9 protein-coding genes are annotated in these 14,954 nt (G+C 36.9%); 2 read left to right on the top strand and 7 right to left on the bottom strand.

Features of this window, described 5'->3' with window-relative positions; translation table 11 throughout:
• Positions 1 to 417: 417 nt before the first annotated feature.
• From BCL90_RS06095 to BCL90_RS06060, 7 genes are all read right to left on the bottom strand, one after another.
• On the bottom strand, positions 418 to 1,509 hold the full coding sequence (locus BCL90_RS06095) for a PepSY-associated TM helix domain-containing protein (RefSeq protein WP_121283107.1): 1,092 nt from the start codon (positions 1,507 to 1,509) through the stop codon (positions 418 to 420).
• Between the two features lie 3 nt (positions 1,510 to 1,512).
• The gene (locus tag BCL90_RS06090; protein ID WP_121283106.1) at positions 1,513 to 3,864 is read right to left on the bottom strand and encodes a TonB-dependent receptor; all 2,352 of its coding nucleotides are present in this window, start codon (positions 3,862 to 3,864) and stop codon (positions 1,513 to 1,515) included.
• A gap of 221 nt (positions 3,865 to 4,085) precedes the next feature.
• Positions 4,086 to 5,177 carry a phosphotransferase enzyme family protein gene (locus BCL90_RS06085; RefSeq protein ID WP_121283105.1) on the bottom strand — a complete coding sequence of 364 codons (1,092 nt, stop codon included), beginning with the start codon at positions 5,175 to 5,177 and terminating at the stop codon, positions 4,086 to 4,088.
• A gap of 258 nt (positions 5,178 to 5,435) precedes the next feature.
• Positions 5,436 to 6,788: a Gfo/Idh/MocA family protein gene (locus BCL90_RS06080; RefSeq protein ID WP_121283104.1), complete on the bottom strand. Its 1,353-nt coding sequence runs from the start codon at positions 6,786 to 6,788 to the stop codon at positions 5,436 to 5,438.
• 909 nt (positions 6,789 to 7,697) lie between these two features.
• Positions 7,698 to 8,147, bottom strand: a complete 450-nt coding sequence (locus BCL90_RS06070) for a JAB domain-containing protein (RefSeq protein ID WP_121283102.1) — start codon at positions 8,145 to 8,147, stop codon at positions 7,698 to 7,700.
• Between the two features lie 211 nt (positions 8,148 to 8,358).
• Positions 8,359 to 9,453, bottom strand: coding sequence for a hypothetical protein (locus tag BCL90_RS06065; protein WP_121283101.1), 1,095 nt, complete (start codon positions 9,451 to 9,453; stop codon positions 8,359 to 8,361).
• A gap of 209 nt (positions 9,454 to 9,662) precedes the next feature.
• Positions 9,663 to 9,875, bottom strand: coding sequence for a hypothetical protein (locus tag BCL90_RS06060; protein WP_121283100.1), 213 nt, complete (start codon positions 9,873 to 9,875; stop codon positions 9,663 to 9,665).
• Between the two features lie 1,161 nt (positions 9,876 to 11,036).
• On the opposite strand from BCL90_RS06060, the gene BCL90_RS06055 reads away from it, so the two are divergent.
• Positions 11,037 to 12,974, top strand: coding sequence for an LTA synthase family protein (locus BCL90_RS06055; RefSeq protein ID WP_121283460.1), 1,938 nt, complete (start codon positions 11,037 to 11,039; stop codon positions 12,972 to 12,974).
• 517 nt (positions 12,975 to 13,491) lie between these two features.
• Positions 13,492 to 14,763, top strand: coding sequence for a glycoside hydrolase (locus tag BCL90_RS06050; RefSeq protein ID WP_121283099.1), 1,272 nt, complete (start codon positions 13,492 to 13,494; stop codon positions 14,761 to 14,763).
• Positions 14,764 to 14,954 lie beyond the last annotated feature (191 nt).

Here is a 14,954-nt window from a genome sequence, read left to right as displayed (position 1 = left end):
ATAGCGATCGTTCCAGGATTAATCAATAAACCTTAATGTTCTTAATTCCTTAATGATAAATGGAACAAGGCCGAAAGTTAGATGTCTGGTATTCGAAGTTTTAGTATAGAAATCAAAAATTCATGCCAATAAAAACAATACCCAAAGTTAAATTTGATTTTTGTATATTATACTCAAAAAAGACGGAAATGAAAGTTTTTATTTTATCGAAACTTATAACAAAACACTGAGCATAAGTAAATTGCGTACACTTTAGACAACAAGCTATAAAACCTAATCATCTATACAGGAGATAACCCCGTTACGCTTACTTAAATTTTTGAACCCGTTGCAAACCTTGATTTGACTATGCAACATGAGTTTTGCCAATCGGTTCTAAATCAGCTTAAAGCCTATGCGGAATCAGCATTTAAAATTTCATGATTTCTTTTTGTGTTTTTTCCTTTTCTTCCACCAGATGATAAAACCTGTAATGGGTAAACTTGCTGCTACCAAAGCTGCCAGAAGAGAAAGAATTTTATTCGGAAGGCCCAAAAGCCTGCCCGTGTGCAGATCATAATTGGTGGCTTCTATTAAATCGGCACCGTTAAAATCTTTATATAGTTTGGCCCTGATCATGCTACCAGTAGCTTCCTCATAAAAAAAGGTATTCTGTTTGCGCGCCCAACGGTAAGGATAAATCATTCGTAATCGCAGTTCGCCTTTACCACGCAACGAAAAACTAGTGGAAATAGCACCAGGATATTTAATTTTGGCTTCGGTATAAATTTTATTGTAGCGTACAGGTACCGAATCGATACGCGTAGGTTTGGCCGAAACGATAGCTTTGCCCTGTCCTAATTTACTCCCCGTAAAAAAGCTTGCTGCATTTTTCACCTCTTTAAATGCAAAGTACAAACCACTCAAAGCGGTAATCAGTAACACAACTGAAGCATAAAAACCCAATACATTATGCAAATCATAATTCAGTCGTTTAAATGATGCTTTTCGTTTAATGGTTAAGGATTGTTTTAACAAGCGCATTTGGCCAGGAAACCAGAGTATAAGTCCCGTTATCAGCATCAGTACAAAAATAACCACCGACCATTGTATGATGAATTTCCCGGTTTTACCCAGCAATAGCGAGATATGGAGATGTTCTACTACCTGAAGCCAATCTTCGCCACCTTTTTTAACTAAAGTGGCATCGTAAGGGTTAAAATAGTAAACCTTACCCTTTTTACTGGTAAGTTCTACCGTTGCATTTGGTAAGGCATCTTCAATTCTGATCAGCCTTAATTCATCTTTCGGCGAAAGTTTTTCGAATCCTGAAATAACTTTATCTAAACCTACAAAAGGCTTCTCCTGATGCTCTACATAGCGGAAATCTTTTTGTGTAAAATCCCTGATTTCTTCTTCAAAGATATAAAGCGCACCAGTTACACTAATCATAAATACCACCAGGCCAGTTGCCAGGCCGAGCCAGAGATGAACGGTCCTGATGGTATTTTTAAATTTCCTATTCTTCATTGCCTAAAAAGCGTAGCCTAGTGAGAGGTTAAATCTGCGTCCATTCCCTCTCACATAATTTACATTGCTGCCATAAAACTGAGAAATAGCAGGGTAATAAACTTTATTCAATAAATTTTCTATTCCTAACGATAGTTTTAATGGTTGTGTAACCTGATATACTGCAGCAACATTAAATAAATTGAAGGCTTTAACCGGACCTTCGCCGATTAAATATTTACCAGCAGCATTGGTTTTAAAACGGTCGCGATTTCCGACACGCATCCAGTTTACATCCAAACTTAAGTTTTTAATTCCCGAATACTTAAGATAAACAGTAGTTTTTGAAGGTGGGATACGCGTTGTGTTTAAATACACATCTTTCTCTCCGTTAAAATTACCGTCATTGTCTACATCGCCTTTACCTTCTACTTGTGCATAATTACCACCGATACTTAGCTCCTGTAGTAACTGATAATCAGCCTGGATTTCAAATCCATATACACGCTCAGGAATACGTTGAGAAATATAGGTGCCATTTACCTCTAAAAGATTGGCACCCAGTTTAGAAGTGCTGTAATAGTAAGCGGCACTAAAATTCAGTTTACCTACGCTACTGCTAAAACCCGCTTCGTAATTATTTACGATAATTGGTTTAGTTTCTAACTGCGATAAAGTATTGCTTTTTGCCGCCCTTAACACCCTACCCAACTCAAATACCGAGAAAGACTGCGCATAACTGATAAAAGGATTAAAAAACTTAAATTTTGAGTAACGTGCTCCGGCATTAAACACCAAAGCATTGTAGTTTAATTTGCCACCCTGTACCGCTATACTTCCTGCACCGTTTGCACCGGTAGCCAGGGTATTAAAATCGTCTACATCAATGTTAATATTTTCGACCCTTAAGCCTCCTTTTATGGTTAAATCATTGATTAAAGTTGCAGAAGCCTGTAAATAAGGTGCAAAGTTCACCATATTCATATTTGGCACCCATAAACGACCATCAGTTAAACTTTGAGCAGTTTTATCGTTCATTAAATCCAAACCATAGTTCAATTGCATAGGTACCTGATCCGTAACTTTAAAAGGTGTGTTCAGGTTTATCCTTGCACCTTTTTTAGTAGAGGTAATAGCCGATTGGCCGCTTCCGAAAAATGATGCGGAGTTGGAATAAATGGTATAAAAGTCCTGGTAATATACATTGGCCGTTAAATCAGTTTTACCAAAAATCTGTTGATTGGTATATTGTAAATTAGCATTGTGGTTAAACCTGGTTCCCTCATCTTCGCCCAGCCTTGTTCCATAAATGCCAATAGCCGGCGATTGACCGTAAACACCATCTTTAGTTATATATTTCGAGTGTTGTCTGGAGCTGAAATAATTATACATCACCTGCAAACGTTGTTTTGGCGTAAAGTTATAACCCAATTTTACAAATCCGTTGTAAGATCTGGTTTCGCCCAAACCATATTCCGGCGAGATAACCAAACCTTCAGCATCGCGGTAAACGCCGGTTTTCTCGAACATCCCACTTACCAGGTAATCAAATTTACCCGTTTTACCATAAAGCTGTTGCGAAAAACGATAGCCAATGGTGCTATCGCCTTTTAAGTTTCCTGTAATCCCGGCTTGAGAATAACCTCCGAATGATTTTCCCTGGTCGGCCTTTTTAGTAATATAATTAATCAAACCTCCTTCTGCACCATTACCATAAATCGCGGTGGCACCTTTAATTACTTCTACACGTTCAATCACTGAAGGATCTATACTGCGGATATCCCTTCCTCCAGCTCTTAACGGCGTAGATTGCGGAATACCATCAATTAATACCAAAACATTTCTACCACGCAAAGTCTGGCCAGAATTACCCGTTTGATTGGTAGAGAAACCCAATCCAGGTACACTATACGAAAGGATATTGGCCAAATTTGGACTGATTGCAGATTGTGTATTCAATTCCTTTGCGGTAAGCACCGTTACCGAAGATGGTGTTTGCGATAAAGATTCAGGTCTTCTGCTCGCCGAAACAATCACATCATTGAGTTCTGAGCGCTGCTCTTTTAAAACAAAAGTTACCTGGGTGGTATCGTTTGCTGTAACTGACACCACTTGTTCGAGTTGATCGTAGCCGGTAATCGAAATCCTGATTTGTTGGTTTCCTGCTGGTACATCCATTAACTTAAATGCTCCGGTTTTACCTGAAGTGGTTTTAAGATTTTGTTTTTTAACCTGTATGTTGACAAAAGCTATACTGTTTCCTAACGAATCGACAACTTTTCCGGTAATTGTTCCCTTCCCTGTTTGTGCGAAGAGGGTAATTGTTGACAACATAATAAAAGCAGTGGCGAAAAATTTTATGTATTGGTGTTTCATGCAATTTCTAAATTTCGGCAAAGCTAACATTATTTAGACTCGTTAAAAATAATAAATCAAAAAAACGCCTAATTTGGATGAATTGCAGTCAGATTATTCAGCCAGGCTAAATCAAACTAGCATAGGGTATTTCGCTACGTACAGTATTGAGGATGAAACTATAAAGTTAAAGAATATCCAGCCTAAACGCTGAAGCATAAAAAACTGAACACCTTACCACATTAGTTTAATGTAGTTTTAGCATCATTCACACTACTTTCATTAATCTTTTTAATAATTCCTTCAAATTCAGATTCTTTGGCAATGTATTTATTCAGTAAATCGATCTGATTTAAGCCCCTCAACAGGTTGTGTTTAGGATAATTCGTTTTATAGTAAATGTCGCCATTTAAAAAATCCGCTATAAACCTTACCGCCTGCATATAAATCATAAATTTACCTGAATAAATAAAGAAATGTTTTTCGGTAAAGGCCAAAACCTGGTCCATTTCTTCCATGTAACCTTTATGTATTGCGGCAAAAACATCTGTCCTGATGGCTATTTTGCTAAAATCCTGTTCTTCTTCATTGGCCTCAGAGAGATAGGTACGCATCATATCACCCACATCGCTAATAAAGTATCCCGGCATTACGGTATCCAAATCAATTACGCATAAACCTATGCCAGTTTCGGCCTGTAGCAATACGTTGCTAATTTTGGTATCGTGGTGTATCACACGTAAATTAAGTGCACCGCTATCTACCATTTTGACAAACTGTTCTTCTATATTGTAATGTCTGATAATTTCTTCGATGGCAAACTTTGCCTCACTAATCCTTTCATCGCTAGTTTGTGCTAATGCTTTTTTAAATTGTTCTACGCGTAAAGGCAGGTTATGAAAATCTTCGATGGTAGGCTTTAATTTTTGTACGTTAAAGGCACTAAGCATCCGGGTAAATTTACCAAACTGCCTGGCAGCATGATAAGCCTGCTCAGGCTGATGTACAAAATCGACAGTGCAAGAATTTTCGACAAATGGAAAAATTCTGTAAAAATGATTATCAATAACTACAAAATCATCTCCATTTGCCGCGGTTATTGGGGCAACAAACAGATATTCAGGGGCTGTTTGATCGAGATATTTTTTTATGGTCTTAATATTTTGAGCAATATTTTGAGGCTGGCGAAAAACAGCTGTATTCACCTCTTGCAAGATATAGGCTAATTTTTCACTATAAACTTTCCAGGTATGGTTAATTAATCCCGAGCCGAAAGGTTCAATTTTAAATTTTTCTGCGTTAAGTCCATAAGCACCTAATACTGTTTGAAACATAATATGGTAGTCTATTTGAATGAAAATTGTTCCAGGAATTAATAACAATAACCCCTGGATTAAGTTGCTTATTAAATTATGCGGGTAAGGGATATGGCGTTACCCTAATATCATTAAGTTAAAATCTTTTAACCACAGATGAGCACAAATAAACACGGATTTTCCTATCTGTGTGCATCCTTCCTATCTGTGGTTAAATTATTTTTGCTTGTGCCGAATGACTTAACTTATTGACATTGGGCATTACCCCAAACAGAACTAAAAACCGCTATCATCTAAAGCGAAAGTATTTTTACGATCTTTCCATTTTCCTTTGGTAAAATCAGGGAATTTCTGTGGCATATTTCCTTCTTTTAAAGATTTGGTAGATAGTGGCGTAATTACACTCATCGTAACTGAATCATAGACGTCAATCGGCGTTTGCTTTTTCTGCTTTACCGCCTGGATAAATCCGTTAAATACAAACCAGTCCATACCGCCGTGACCTGCTCCCACAGCCTCTGTTTCATATTTTTTCCAAAGTGGGTGATCATATTTGGCAAACCACTCCTGAGCAGGATCCCATACATCATCTTTCTTTGATTTATGGTCGATGTATACTGATTTATTTACATCCATCCAAAGACCTTTTGTTCCCTGCACCCTGAAACCGATCGAATATGGACGTGGCAAGTGTGTATCGTGGCTTAACAATACGGTTTCGCCATTTGCACAGTTGATCATAGTAGTCGTTACATCGCCATTTTTATAATTAATTTTGGCATTAGGGTGGCCGGGAGACATTTCTTCTACATAGGCGGACAATCCTCTGGCTTTAGAGCTGAACGATACGAGGCTGGTAAAACTATTTCCCCTGTTAATATTAGCATATTGCATTAAGGGGCCAACACCATGGGTTGGATATAAATCACCATCCTGATCGATGTTAAACTGCGTACGCCATTGTGCCTCACTTAAGGCTTTTGGACCAAACTCTACCCCACCGCCATAATAATCTTTACCGTTATTAAACAGTACGTTTCTTAAGTTATGCTGGTAGCCACCTTCAAGATGCACCAACTCGCCGAAAAGGCCTTGCCTAACCATATTTAAAGCCGCCATTACATCTCTACGGTAGCAAACATTCTCTAAAGTCATATACGGCATGCCTGTTTTTTCAGAAGTGTTTACAATATCCCAGTGATCCTGAACTGTTAAACCAGCAATTACTTCGCAGCCCACATATTTACCTGCTTTCATGGCATCAATCGCCTGGTCGCGGTGAAACTGCCAGGGTGTTGCTATAATTACGGCATCAATATCTTTATGGTCTAAAAGTTTTTTATAAGCATCTAAGCCACCAGTGTATTCTGTTGCTGCAGGCCTGCCCTTTTTGGCAATAAAATTACGACAGATTTTAAGTGAGCTTTCCTGCGTATCGCAAATGGCAACAATTTCTACATCATCTCTTAAGGCACCTTCAGAAATATGGCTCATGCCACGTGCTCCCACACCGATATAACCTAATCTTACTTTTCCACTGTCTGATGATGCAAATAAACTCCCGGTTGGCAGGATGGTTAAACCCGCAGCCGTAAATGCACCATTTTTGATAAATTCTCTACGTTCCATTTGTGTTTTTTAATATTATTGTTTAGTTTTTAATTGATCTGGTTAATACTGAACAAACGTTTTACTTGCTATTCTTTCGCACTTTTACACACCAAAACCCGTTTACTTACAGCGCATTAATGGGCTAAATATTTTTAAAAGGTTTTTGACCCAGGTAAACTGATCGGGCTGTTTTTCATGCATATTCCAAATAAGTAAGCACAAACCGTATTTAACCCCGTTGCTTTGGCCGTTTGCAAACGTTGTTTCCACCCGTTTTTTTGTATTTGCACAACATACATTTCTCTCCACCGTATCAGATATTGCATTTCACTAAGCTCAAAAGATTTGACAGCTATTTCTTTCTGGGACCAGCTATTTAAACATAAGCCCGTTAATAGCTTTAAAACAAGTGTTTTTTGAAGCAAATGAGTAAGCATTTGTGCTGTTTTTTGGGTTTACTGGATTTGTATTTTAAAAGTAGAACAAGCAAATGAGCATTGCAACATAAATATCTGCGCAAACGATTGAGTAATTTTTATATAAGCAGTTTTATTTTGGAAAAACTAACCCCTGCCTTAACCTCTTGTTAATGCTTTCAGTTATTTACTTTAAACAGTTAAATTACAGAAGAAATTGATATCTAGATTAGAGTCTGCAAATGCACAAGAATAGTTAAGATATAATCTTAGTCCAACTTCCTTTAATGATAATAGAATAAGAATTAATTTTGGGAAAATTATTATTAGAACAACACTGCAAAAGTTTCTTTTGGTCTCTATAAATTCCAGAAATTTATAATTTATGATTATAAATTAGCTTATAAACTGAGTCATTGGTCCATTTATAGTAAAACGAAAAGAACACATTTATTTGGCATCTATTTTTATACAAAGGCTGTTTCGATTTAATTGAAACAGCCCTTGTATTTTAATCTTTAAGGCATTGTTTTCTATAACTCAAATATGTTTTCGGGTTACAAATTATATAATCTATAATATCAATTTTTACCTTTTCGCAGGTATCAAAACAAGTGCTTACAAAGAGTTCATCAACAGAATCTATAAAAAGAGGTCTCTCGTGATTGTATTTCAAAATGACTATACCATAAGCATTACACGCTAGCGCTAAACCTATTACCTGTTGTATATAGTTACCCGCTATCCCAAAGTCTTGAAATTTGTACCAAGAAAAAACATGCTGTTTTTCGTTTACAAATAACACGTACCGTTCGTTTTCATGATTGGACAATGGTTTACCGCTTATACGTTTTAAAAATTTAAAAGAAAACTTAGCCTTACTTACTTCTAAAGGCCGTTTGAGCGCTTGATAACTGAACTTAAGCTCAGCTAAAGCAATTTGATTTTTCGTTGGTTGCATTTTGAAAAAAGTTAAATACGCGCCCAGGTCACTGCAACCAACGTCGGAAAACCGAAGTGATGCTAGACTTTCACCAGTATGCCTGGGCTTATAATAAATAATTAAAGTTGCTGGATTTCTCCAACGTTGGTTGCACTATAAAGATAAGAAAAATATTAACAACTTACATTAATACATCAATAATATATCCTTCAAAGGCTTGATATTGACATTATTCTTGTATTGGTGCCAGGCCATTAATGGAGTAAGTCACTAATAATGGCCTTACATTTTTCCAATTTCCCCTTAAACTTTCCATATGTTCTTCACACCTAGGATCTTGATTCATCTTCCAGCCTTCTAAAGTTTCTACTGTTTGTGATAATTTTTCAAATGATCGATCCGCTTCCAAAGCAGCATTTAGGCATGCACTAACTACTTCATCACATTTATTTGAATCTAGGTGAATAGTAGATATTAGATCTAAAGCTAATCTTTGCCTTATGCTTGGGGGCGGGTGGGAATAGGTGCTTAGCCTATCAAGATCGTAATTACCAACTCCAAATAACTTCCAAATCGAGTAATTAGCAAAAGACCACATAGAAAGCATATCAGTAAAGGATTTGAATACGCTATTGAGCTCATCTACAAAAGCCTTTTGATTCCACTCCATATTTAATAACGTTAAACCTTTTAATGTGGAATAAGCATCTGCATCAAATTCAAGAGTTTGGCTCAACATCATATCTTCAGATGAAACAATAGAATTATGCCGTAAATTTTCAGTTATTATACCATTACTATTAATATTCAACATAAGATCACAATGACCATTTATAATATGTGCATACTCATGTATCGTTATGGTGTGCAACGCTTTATTGGCTAACCAAAAAGCAAGTGCTTTTCTTGTACTGTCTACAGGAATAACTGGTTCCGTAATCGCTGCCAAAAGATTAATATCAAGGATGTGAATATTAAATAATTTTTCTTGATCAATTTCATTGCTAGAGTTCCCAATACTAGATAATATATCTTTATTTCCCAACATCCTGCAAAAGAGTGCAAACAAAAGCATATATGTTCCATAATTTATTCCGATAAAATATTTCATATCCACCTTAGTTGCACATGCGCCAAAAGTACTATCATTCACGATATTAATATTAGCTTCTGGAAGAATCGGTTTCAATTTTCTTAAAACATCAATCGCATTTTGAGCCCCTTTTAAGACCACCGGCACTTCAAAATCCTTTCTAATTCCACCTTTAAACTTAAATGCATAATCGAATTCTCTCTCATCCGAAGTTAAGTTTACTTCTTGCATATTTTTCTTATTTTAAATTAAACTTAGCTTTGATTAAAATTTGTTCAGTTTTATAAATAATAGTTAACCAACTTTAAATTACACTTTATAAAGTACGCTGCAATATCATTAAGTAAATTTTTATCCTAACTTCATTTATCCATCAGCTTGATAAAATCAAATTTAATAAAAACCCCACATATGTATATGATCATTGGAATCTATCCTTTTCAAAGTTTGTAATATTCAATAACTTTCTTAGCAAACACATCCATCCTATCCTTTAACCACTGAAACTGTTCATAGGCAGCTTTAATCCCTTCCATAGGATCTTTAATCTGCAGACGCTCCAATTGCTTAGGTTCGCCATCTGTAATTCTCTCTTCAAGCTCTAAAAATTCTTCTGGTGTTTCCCCGCGTTTAATTTCGGGTCGTATATCCAATGCTTGGCAGCTTTTGCTTCCTGATAGATGGTAAGCAAGTTACATGGCTTAGCTTGTTCTTCGTATTTATAGTTTTCCTAGTTCTGTTCTAACTCACTTTTTATTGTAAGTTCTTTAAGCTTCATTTTGCTAGAATATATAGATTTTTACTTCTTCTTAGGTTTTCTTGGTTTATCAGTAATTTGATTTAAAGTTGCAGCCTCTTTCAACAAATAGCGTTTTATTAGTTCAATTAACTCTTTCATAAATAATTTTAGTTTTGTTATGCAGTATTGAGTCTTTTAGTTTCATAACTCAATTTTACAACAAAATTACTAAAAATATTAGTAAATAAAATTCCATTTACCATCACGCTTTATTTTCCTGTTGTGCTTTTATTTTGTTGCTTACATTAAGATTTCCGCATATACGGGAATGATAGAAGGCCATAATAGCTTCCTTTTTATCCAGGAACTGCACTCTGTTCTTAAACCTGTAGTAATGGAAATCCTTTTTATTGCATGAACATAATCACCTTCTATTCGTGTAAAATTTGCAATAAAAAGATTGAAATGCATAACGGTGCTGCAGCACCCACGGAGGTATGCATGTTCATTTTCAGACAAAAAAATGCACGAACTAATTGCAGACCACCCCCATCCCCTCCTTGAAAATAAGGAGGGGAGTTGGATGATACGACCACAACTTTCTGATAAAATCAACATCAACTATTATAAATAAAGTGGTACTAAATACCACAGCCCCATTCAACAATAAACCCAGTAGTAATGGAAATCCTTTTTATTGCATAAACATAATCACCTTCTATTCGTGTAAAATTTGCAATAAAAAGATTGAAGTGCATAACGGGACTGCAACAGCTACGAAGGTATGAATGCTCGTTTTCAGATAATTATAAAAGTATTATTTATAGAAAAAAGAAACCAAAAACCTTTCCACAACCTCCAAATAATATCGGCACAGGCTATCCAAAAATGAGGACAGGGCGAGATATTATTACAAGCCTCCTAAAGTCTAAATCCGGTAGTAATTAAGTACAATATTTATTATACCTTTAAATCCTAACCAAACTTCAGGATTTCTTCAGAATTGAAAATTACCTTCGCCATTTATTAAACAAAGTGTGGCAAGAAAAATTCAAACTTGGATCCACCATTCACTATGAGCATTAAAGAAAAAACAAATAAGTTATTCCACCATAGATTCGGACCTGTTTTATTAGCCACAGTACTATTGCTCAGCATTTCATTGATTACGAGGCTGGCCTTGTTAATTTACAGTGCATCTGGTGTTGATTGGTCGGTACTGAATCTTCTTAAAATCATATTTATTGGCCTATTTTATGATCTTGCTGCTGCATCTTTTGCAGTAATTCCGATTGTAATTTACCTATGGCTCGTTCCTTCTAAATGGTATGCCAGTAAATTCAACAAGGTAATATTGTTCATTTATTTTTTCTTTGTTGTTTTCACCCTTATTTTCAATGGCATTTCAGAATGGTTTTTCTGGGAAGAATTTTCGGTCCGTTATAATTTTATAGCGGTCGATTACCTGGTGTATACAACAGAAGTTATTGGAAATATCCGCCAATCTTACCCCATTAACAGCATTATGGCAGGCCTGTTTATTGCTACATTGCTAATTGTTTATTGCTTAAGAAAATTCATCACCTCCTCTACAACCCATAAAACCAGTTTCGGCAAACGTAGCATAATTGCCCTGATTCTTTTGTGCCTTCCTGTGCTTACTTATTTTGGGGTAAGCCACAAATGGAAGTATTACAGCAAAAATCAATATGTAAATGAGCTTTCGGGTAATGGTATGTACGATTTTGGATTTGCTTTCTGGAACAATCAACTGGATTATAATACTTTCTATAAAACACTACCGATTAACAATGCAGCAGCTATTCTAAGTCATTTACTGCAACAAGATTCTACTTCCAAAAACGGAGCATTTAAAAATACATCCAGAACAATCGGCAACACCGGTACTGAAAACAAAATGAATGTGGTACTAATCAGTGTAGAAAGTTTAAGTGCTGAGTTTTTGAGTGCATTTGGCAATACGCAACACATTACGCCACAGCTAGATTCGTTAGCAAAAGATGGTTTGTTATTCAATAATTTATATGCTTCGGGAACACGTACTGTACGTGGTCTGGAAGCACTTTCTCTTTGCATCCCACCTACTCCAGGGCAGTCGATTGTTAAACGCCCGGATAATAAAAACCTGTTCACCTTAGGCAGCATATTTCGTTCTAAAGGCTACAACAGCAGGTTTATTTATGGTGGTTATGGGTATTTCGATAATATGAACGAGTTTTTTTCTAATAATGGTTATCAGGTAACGGACAGAAGTTCACTTCAGGATTCAGAAATCCATTATTCGAATATTTGGGGAGTTGCCGATGAAGATTTATTTACGCTATCGTTACGCGAGCTGGATAAGGATTATCAAAATAAGAAACCTTTTTTCGCACAGATTATGACGGTTTCTAACCACCGCCCTTATACTTATCCTGAAGGAAGGATTGATATTCCATCGCACACGGGCAGAGAGGGGGCAGTTAAATATACTGATTACGCTATCGGTAAGTTTATTCGCGAAGCAAAACAAAAACCCTGGTTTGCGAACACCTTGTTTGTTATTGTAGCTGATCACTGTGCTTCTAGTGCTGGTAAAGTACAACTACCGGTAGATAAATATCATATTCCCATGATTTTTTACAGCCCTGGGCACATTGCACCAGGCAAATTCGGAAAACTTACCGCACAGATTGATATCGGCCCAACCATTTTGGGCTACCTGAATTTCAGCTACGACAGTAAGTTTTTTGGCCAGGATGTATTTAGAATGAAAGATAGCGAAGAAAGGGCATTTATAAGCACTTACCAAAGTTTAGGTTACATTAAAAACAATAGACTGGTTATTCTCGATCCGAATAAAAAAGCGGCTACTTACAAACCCGATTTTATTAATGGAAATGCTGTAGCCATACCAGCAGATCAGAAATTGATTAATGAGGCTATATCCAATTACCAGATGGCATCATACCTCTACCAAAATGGTTTGTATGGTTTTGAGTCTAAAAAGTAACCCCGATAAATTTAACCACGAGCATAATATTAGCTGCAGCATGTTTGTTAAAACCCAACTGACTGCAGCTTTTATCAGACTTCTGATCTCCATTTTTTTGCCAATCCGGCGATTATAGAGCTACATGCCAGGATGGTTTTGCACATTAAACCTCTTTTGAGCGATTGCAGAAATGTATAGGAGCGTTAAAAGGAATAAGTAAATCATTTTTAGTTTCATCCTGATCTACCTGTTATTTGAATTGGTGATGTGTAGCTATCGTATTTGGTGAGTCGAAAACCAGCTACCAACGCCTATTTAAGGGTTCAGTTTTGTACAAAATCAGCAATGATGTGTCTGGCAATAGAATAAGAATAGATTTGTTGTTATGAAATGCTGGAGATTAATAATAATCATAATATAAAACCTATTATAATTCTTTTCTTCAACATCTCTTCCTTAAAAAAAACTATTTGACGCATTTAAAAATCGTCAGGTTGGTTAAAATTGACAATTAAACATCTAACCGAATTTAATTATGAAAAAAACACTATTATGCGCGCTCGCATCAGCGCTATTGTTTGCGGGCTGTTCTAAAAACGAGATCAACAGCCCAGATCCAAAATTAACTCAGCAAGCATTGGCCGCTATGAAAACTGACTCCATGGGTAGAGCCACAGCTGCTTTGGCCGTTCAGGGCATAGCACAAATTGATGCTTCAACTGTTCAACAAACCATCAAGGGTTTTGGCGGAGCAAATATCGTTGCCTGGACCGGCGATCTGACAAGCACCCAAAGAAATACCGCGTTCTCACCTACAAGTGGCATCGGACTTAGCATCGTCCGGGTTCGGGTTCCCAATTCCAGTTCAGAATTTGCCGCTGAAAAAGCGACCATAGATGCCTGCAAGTCGTTCGGCGGCTCAGCGATTGCCTCCGCCTGGTCAGCACCTGCATCAATGAAGACCAACGGAAGTATTGTAGGCGGCAAAATAAAAACAGCATCTTACGCAAATTATGCTGCACATTTAAGTGCATTTAACACCGCAGTCGGCGGGCTTGCTGCGATTAGTCCTACAAATGAACCAGATTATAAAGTTAATTATGAATCTATGGAACTCACCGCTCCGGAAGTAGCAGACTTTGTTGCTGCCCAGGGCAGCAATTGTGGTGCCCCGATTATGGCACCTGAACCCTTCCAGATGAATCAAACCTACATTAACACTTACCTAAGCAATGCCACGGCGAAATCTAAAACCAGCTTCGTTTGCGGACATATATATGGTAAAACCCCTTACAACCTTGGCAACATCGGTAAACCCGTATGGATGACAGAACACTATACAAATTCAACTATCAGTGGAGACGACTGGTCAAATGCCATGACTGCTGCCAAAGAAATACACGACTGTATGAATTCCGGATGGAGTGCCTATGTATGGTGGTACATCAGAAGAAGTTATGGCCCAATCAGCGAAAGCGGCAATATTCAAAAAGTTGGCTACATTATGGCACACTACGCCAGGTATGTTCGTCCTGGATATACAAAAATCAGTTGTACATCAAATCCGAGTACAGGTGTTTATGTTACTGCTTATAAAAGTGGTACAAAACTAGTACTGGTTATTGTAAACCAAAATCCATCAACCACCTACCAAAATTTCAATTATTCAGGGATAACAGTGAGCGGATTTAACCGCTATTTCACAACCAGCTCGGCCAATCTTAGCTCAAACAACTTCGCTGTATCAGGCGGTAGTTTTGGTATAAACCTGGCTGCATCCAGCGTTACTACACTTGTCTCTTATTAAAGTTTAGTAAGGGCTATTGCATCATAAATGGCCTGTTCGATTTTTCGGACAGGCTTCTTTCTGGTTACATCTCTAACTGTTCAAAAATAACAGCAGAATCGCATTTATACATGCGTTGTAATTTTTGAGACAAAAACTGATAACCCCAGTCGTTTAGCCAAAGCCATTAACCTGCAATCCCATCAATAAAC

It is taken from the genome of Pedobacter alluvionis, assembly GCF_003664035.1.
GTDB classification, from domain to species: Bacteria; Bacteroidota; Bacteroidia; order Sphingobacteriales; family Sphingobacteriaceae; genus Pedobacter; species Pedobacter alluvionis.
Note: the sequence above shows the minus strand (reverse complement) of the source record. Positions and strands in the feature narration are given on the sequence as shown.

Coding starts and splice junctions, on each gene's coding strand:
- BCL90_RS06095 (WP_121283107.1), bottom strand. CDS start 1,509: ATGAAGAATAGGAAATTTAAAAATACCATCAGGACCGTTCATCTCTGG.
- BCL90_RS06090 (WP_121283106.1), bottom strand. CDS start 3,864: ATGAAACACCAATACATAAAATTTTTCGCCACTGCTTTTATTATGTTG.
- BCL90_RS06085 (WP_121283105.1), bottom strand. CDS start 5,177: ATGTTTCAAACAGTATTAGGTGCTTATGGACTTAACGCAGAAAAATTT.
- BCL90_RS06080 (WP_121283104.1), bottom strand. CDS start 6,788: ATGGAACGTAGAGAATTTATCAAAAATGGTGCATTTACGGCTGCGGGT.
- BCL90_RS06070 (WP_121283102.1), bottom strand. CDS start 8,147: ATGCAACCAACGAAAAATCAAATTGCTTTAGCTGAGCTTAAGTTCAGT.
- BCL90_RS06065 (WP_121283101.1), bottom strand. CDS start 9,453: ATGCAAGAAGTAAACTTAACTTCGGATGAGAGAGAATTCGATTATGCA.
- BCL90_RS06055 (WP_121283460.1), top strand. CDS start 11,037: ATGAGCATTAAAGAAAAAACAAATAAGTTATTCCACCATAGATTCGGA.
- BCL90_RS06050 (WP_121283099.1), top strand. CDS start 13,492: ATGAAAAAAACACTATTATGCGCGCTCGCATCAGCGCTATTGTTTGCG.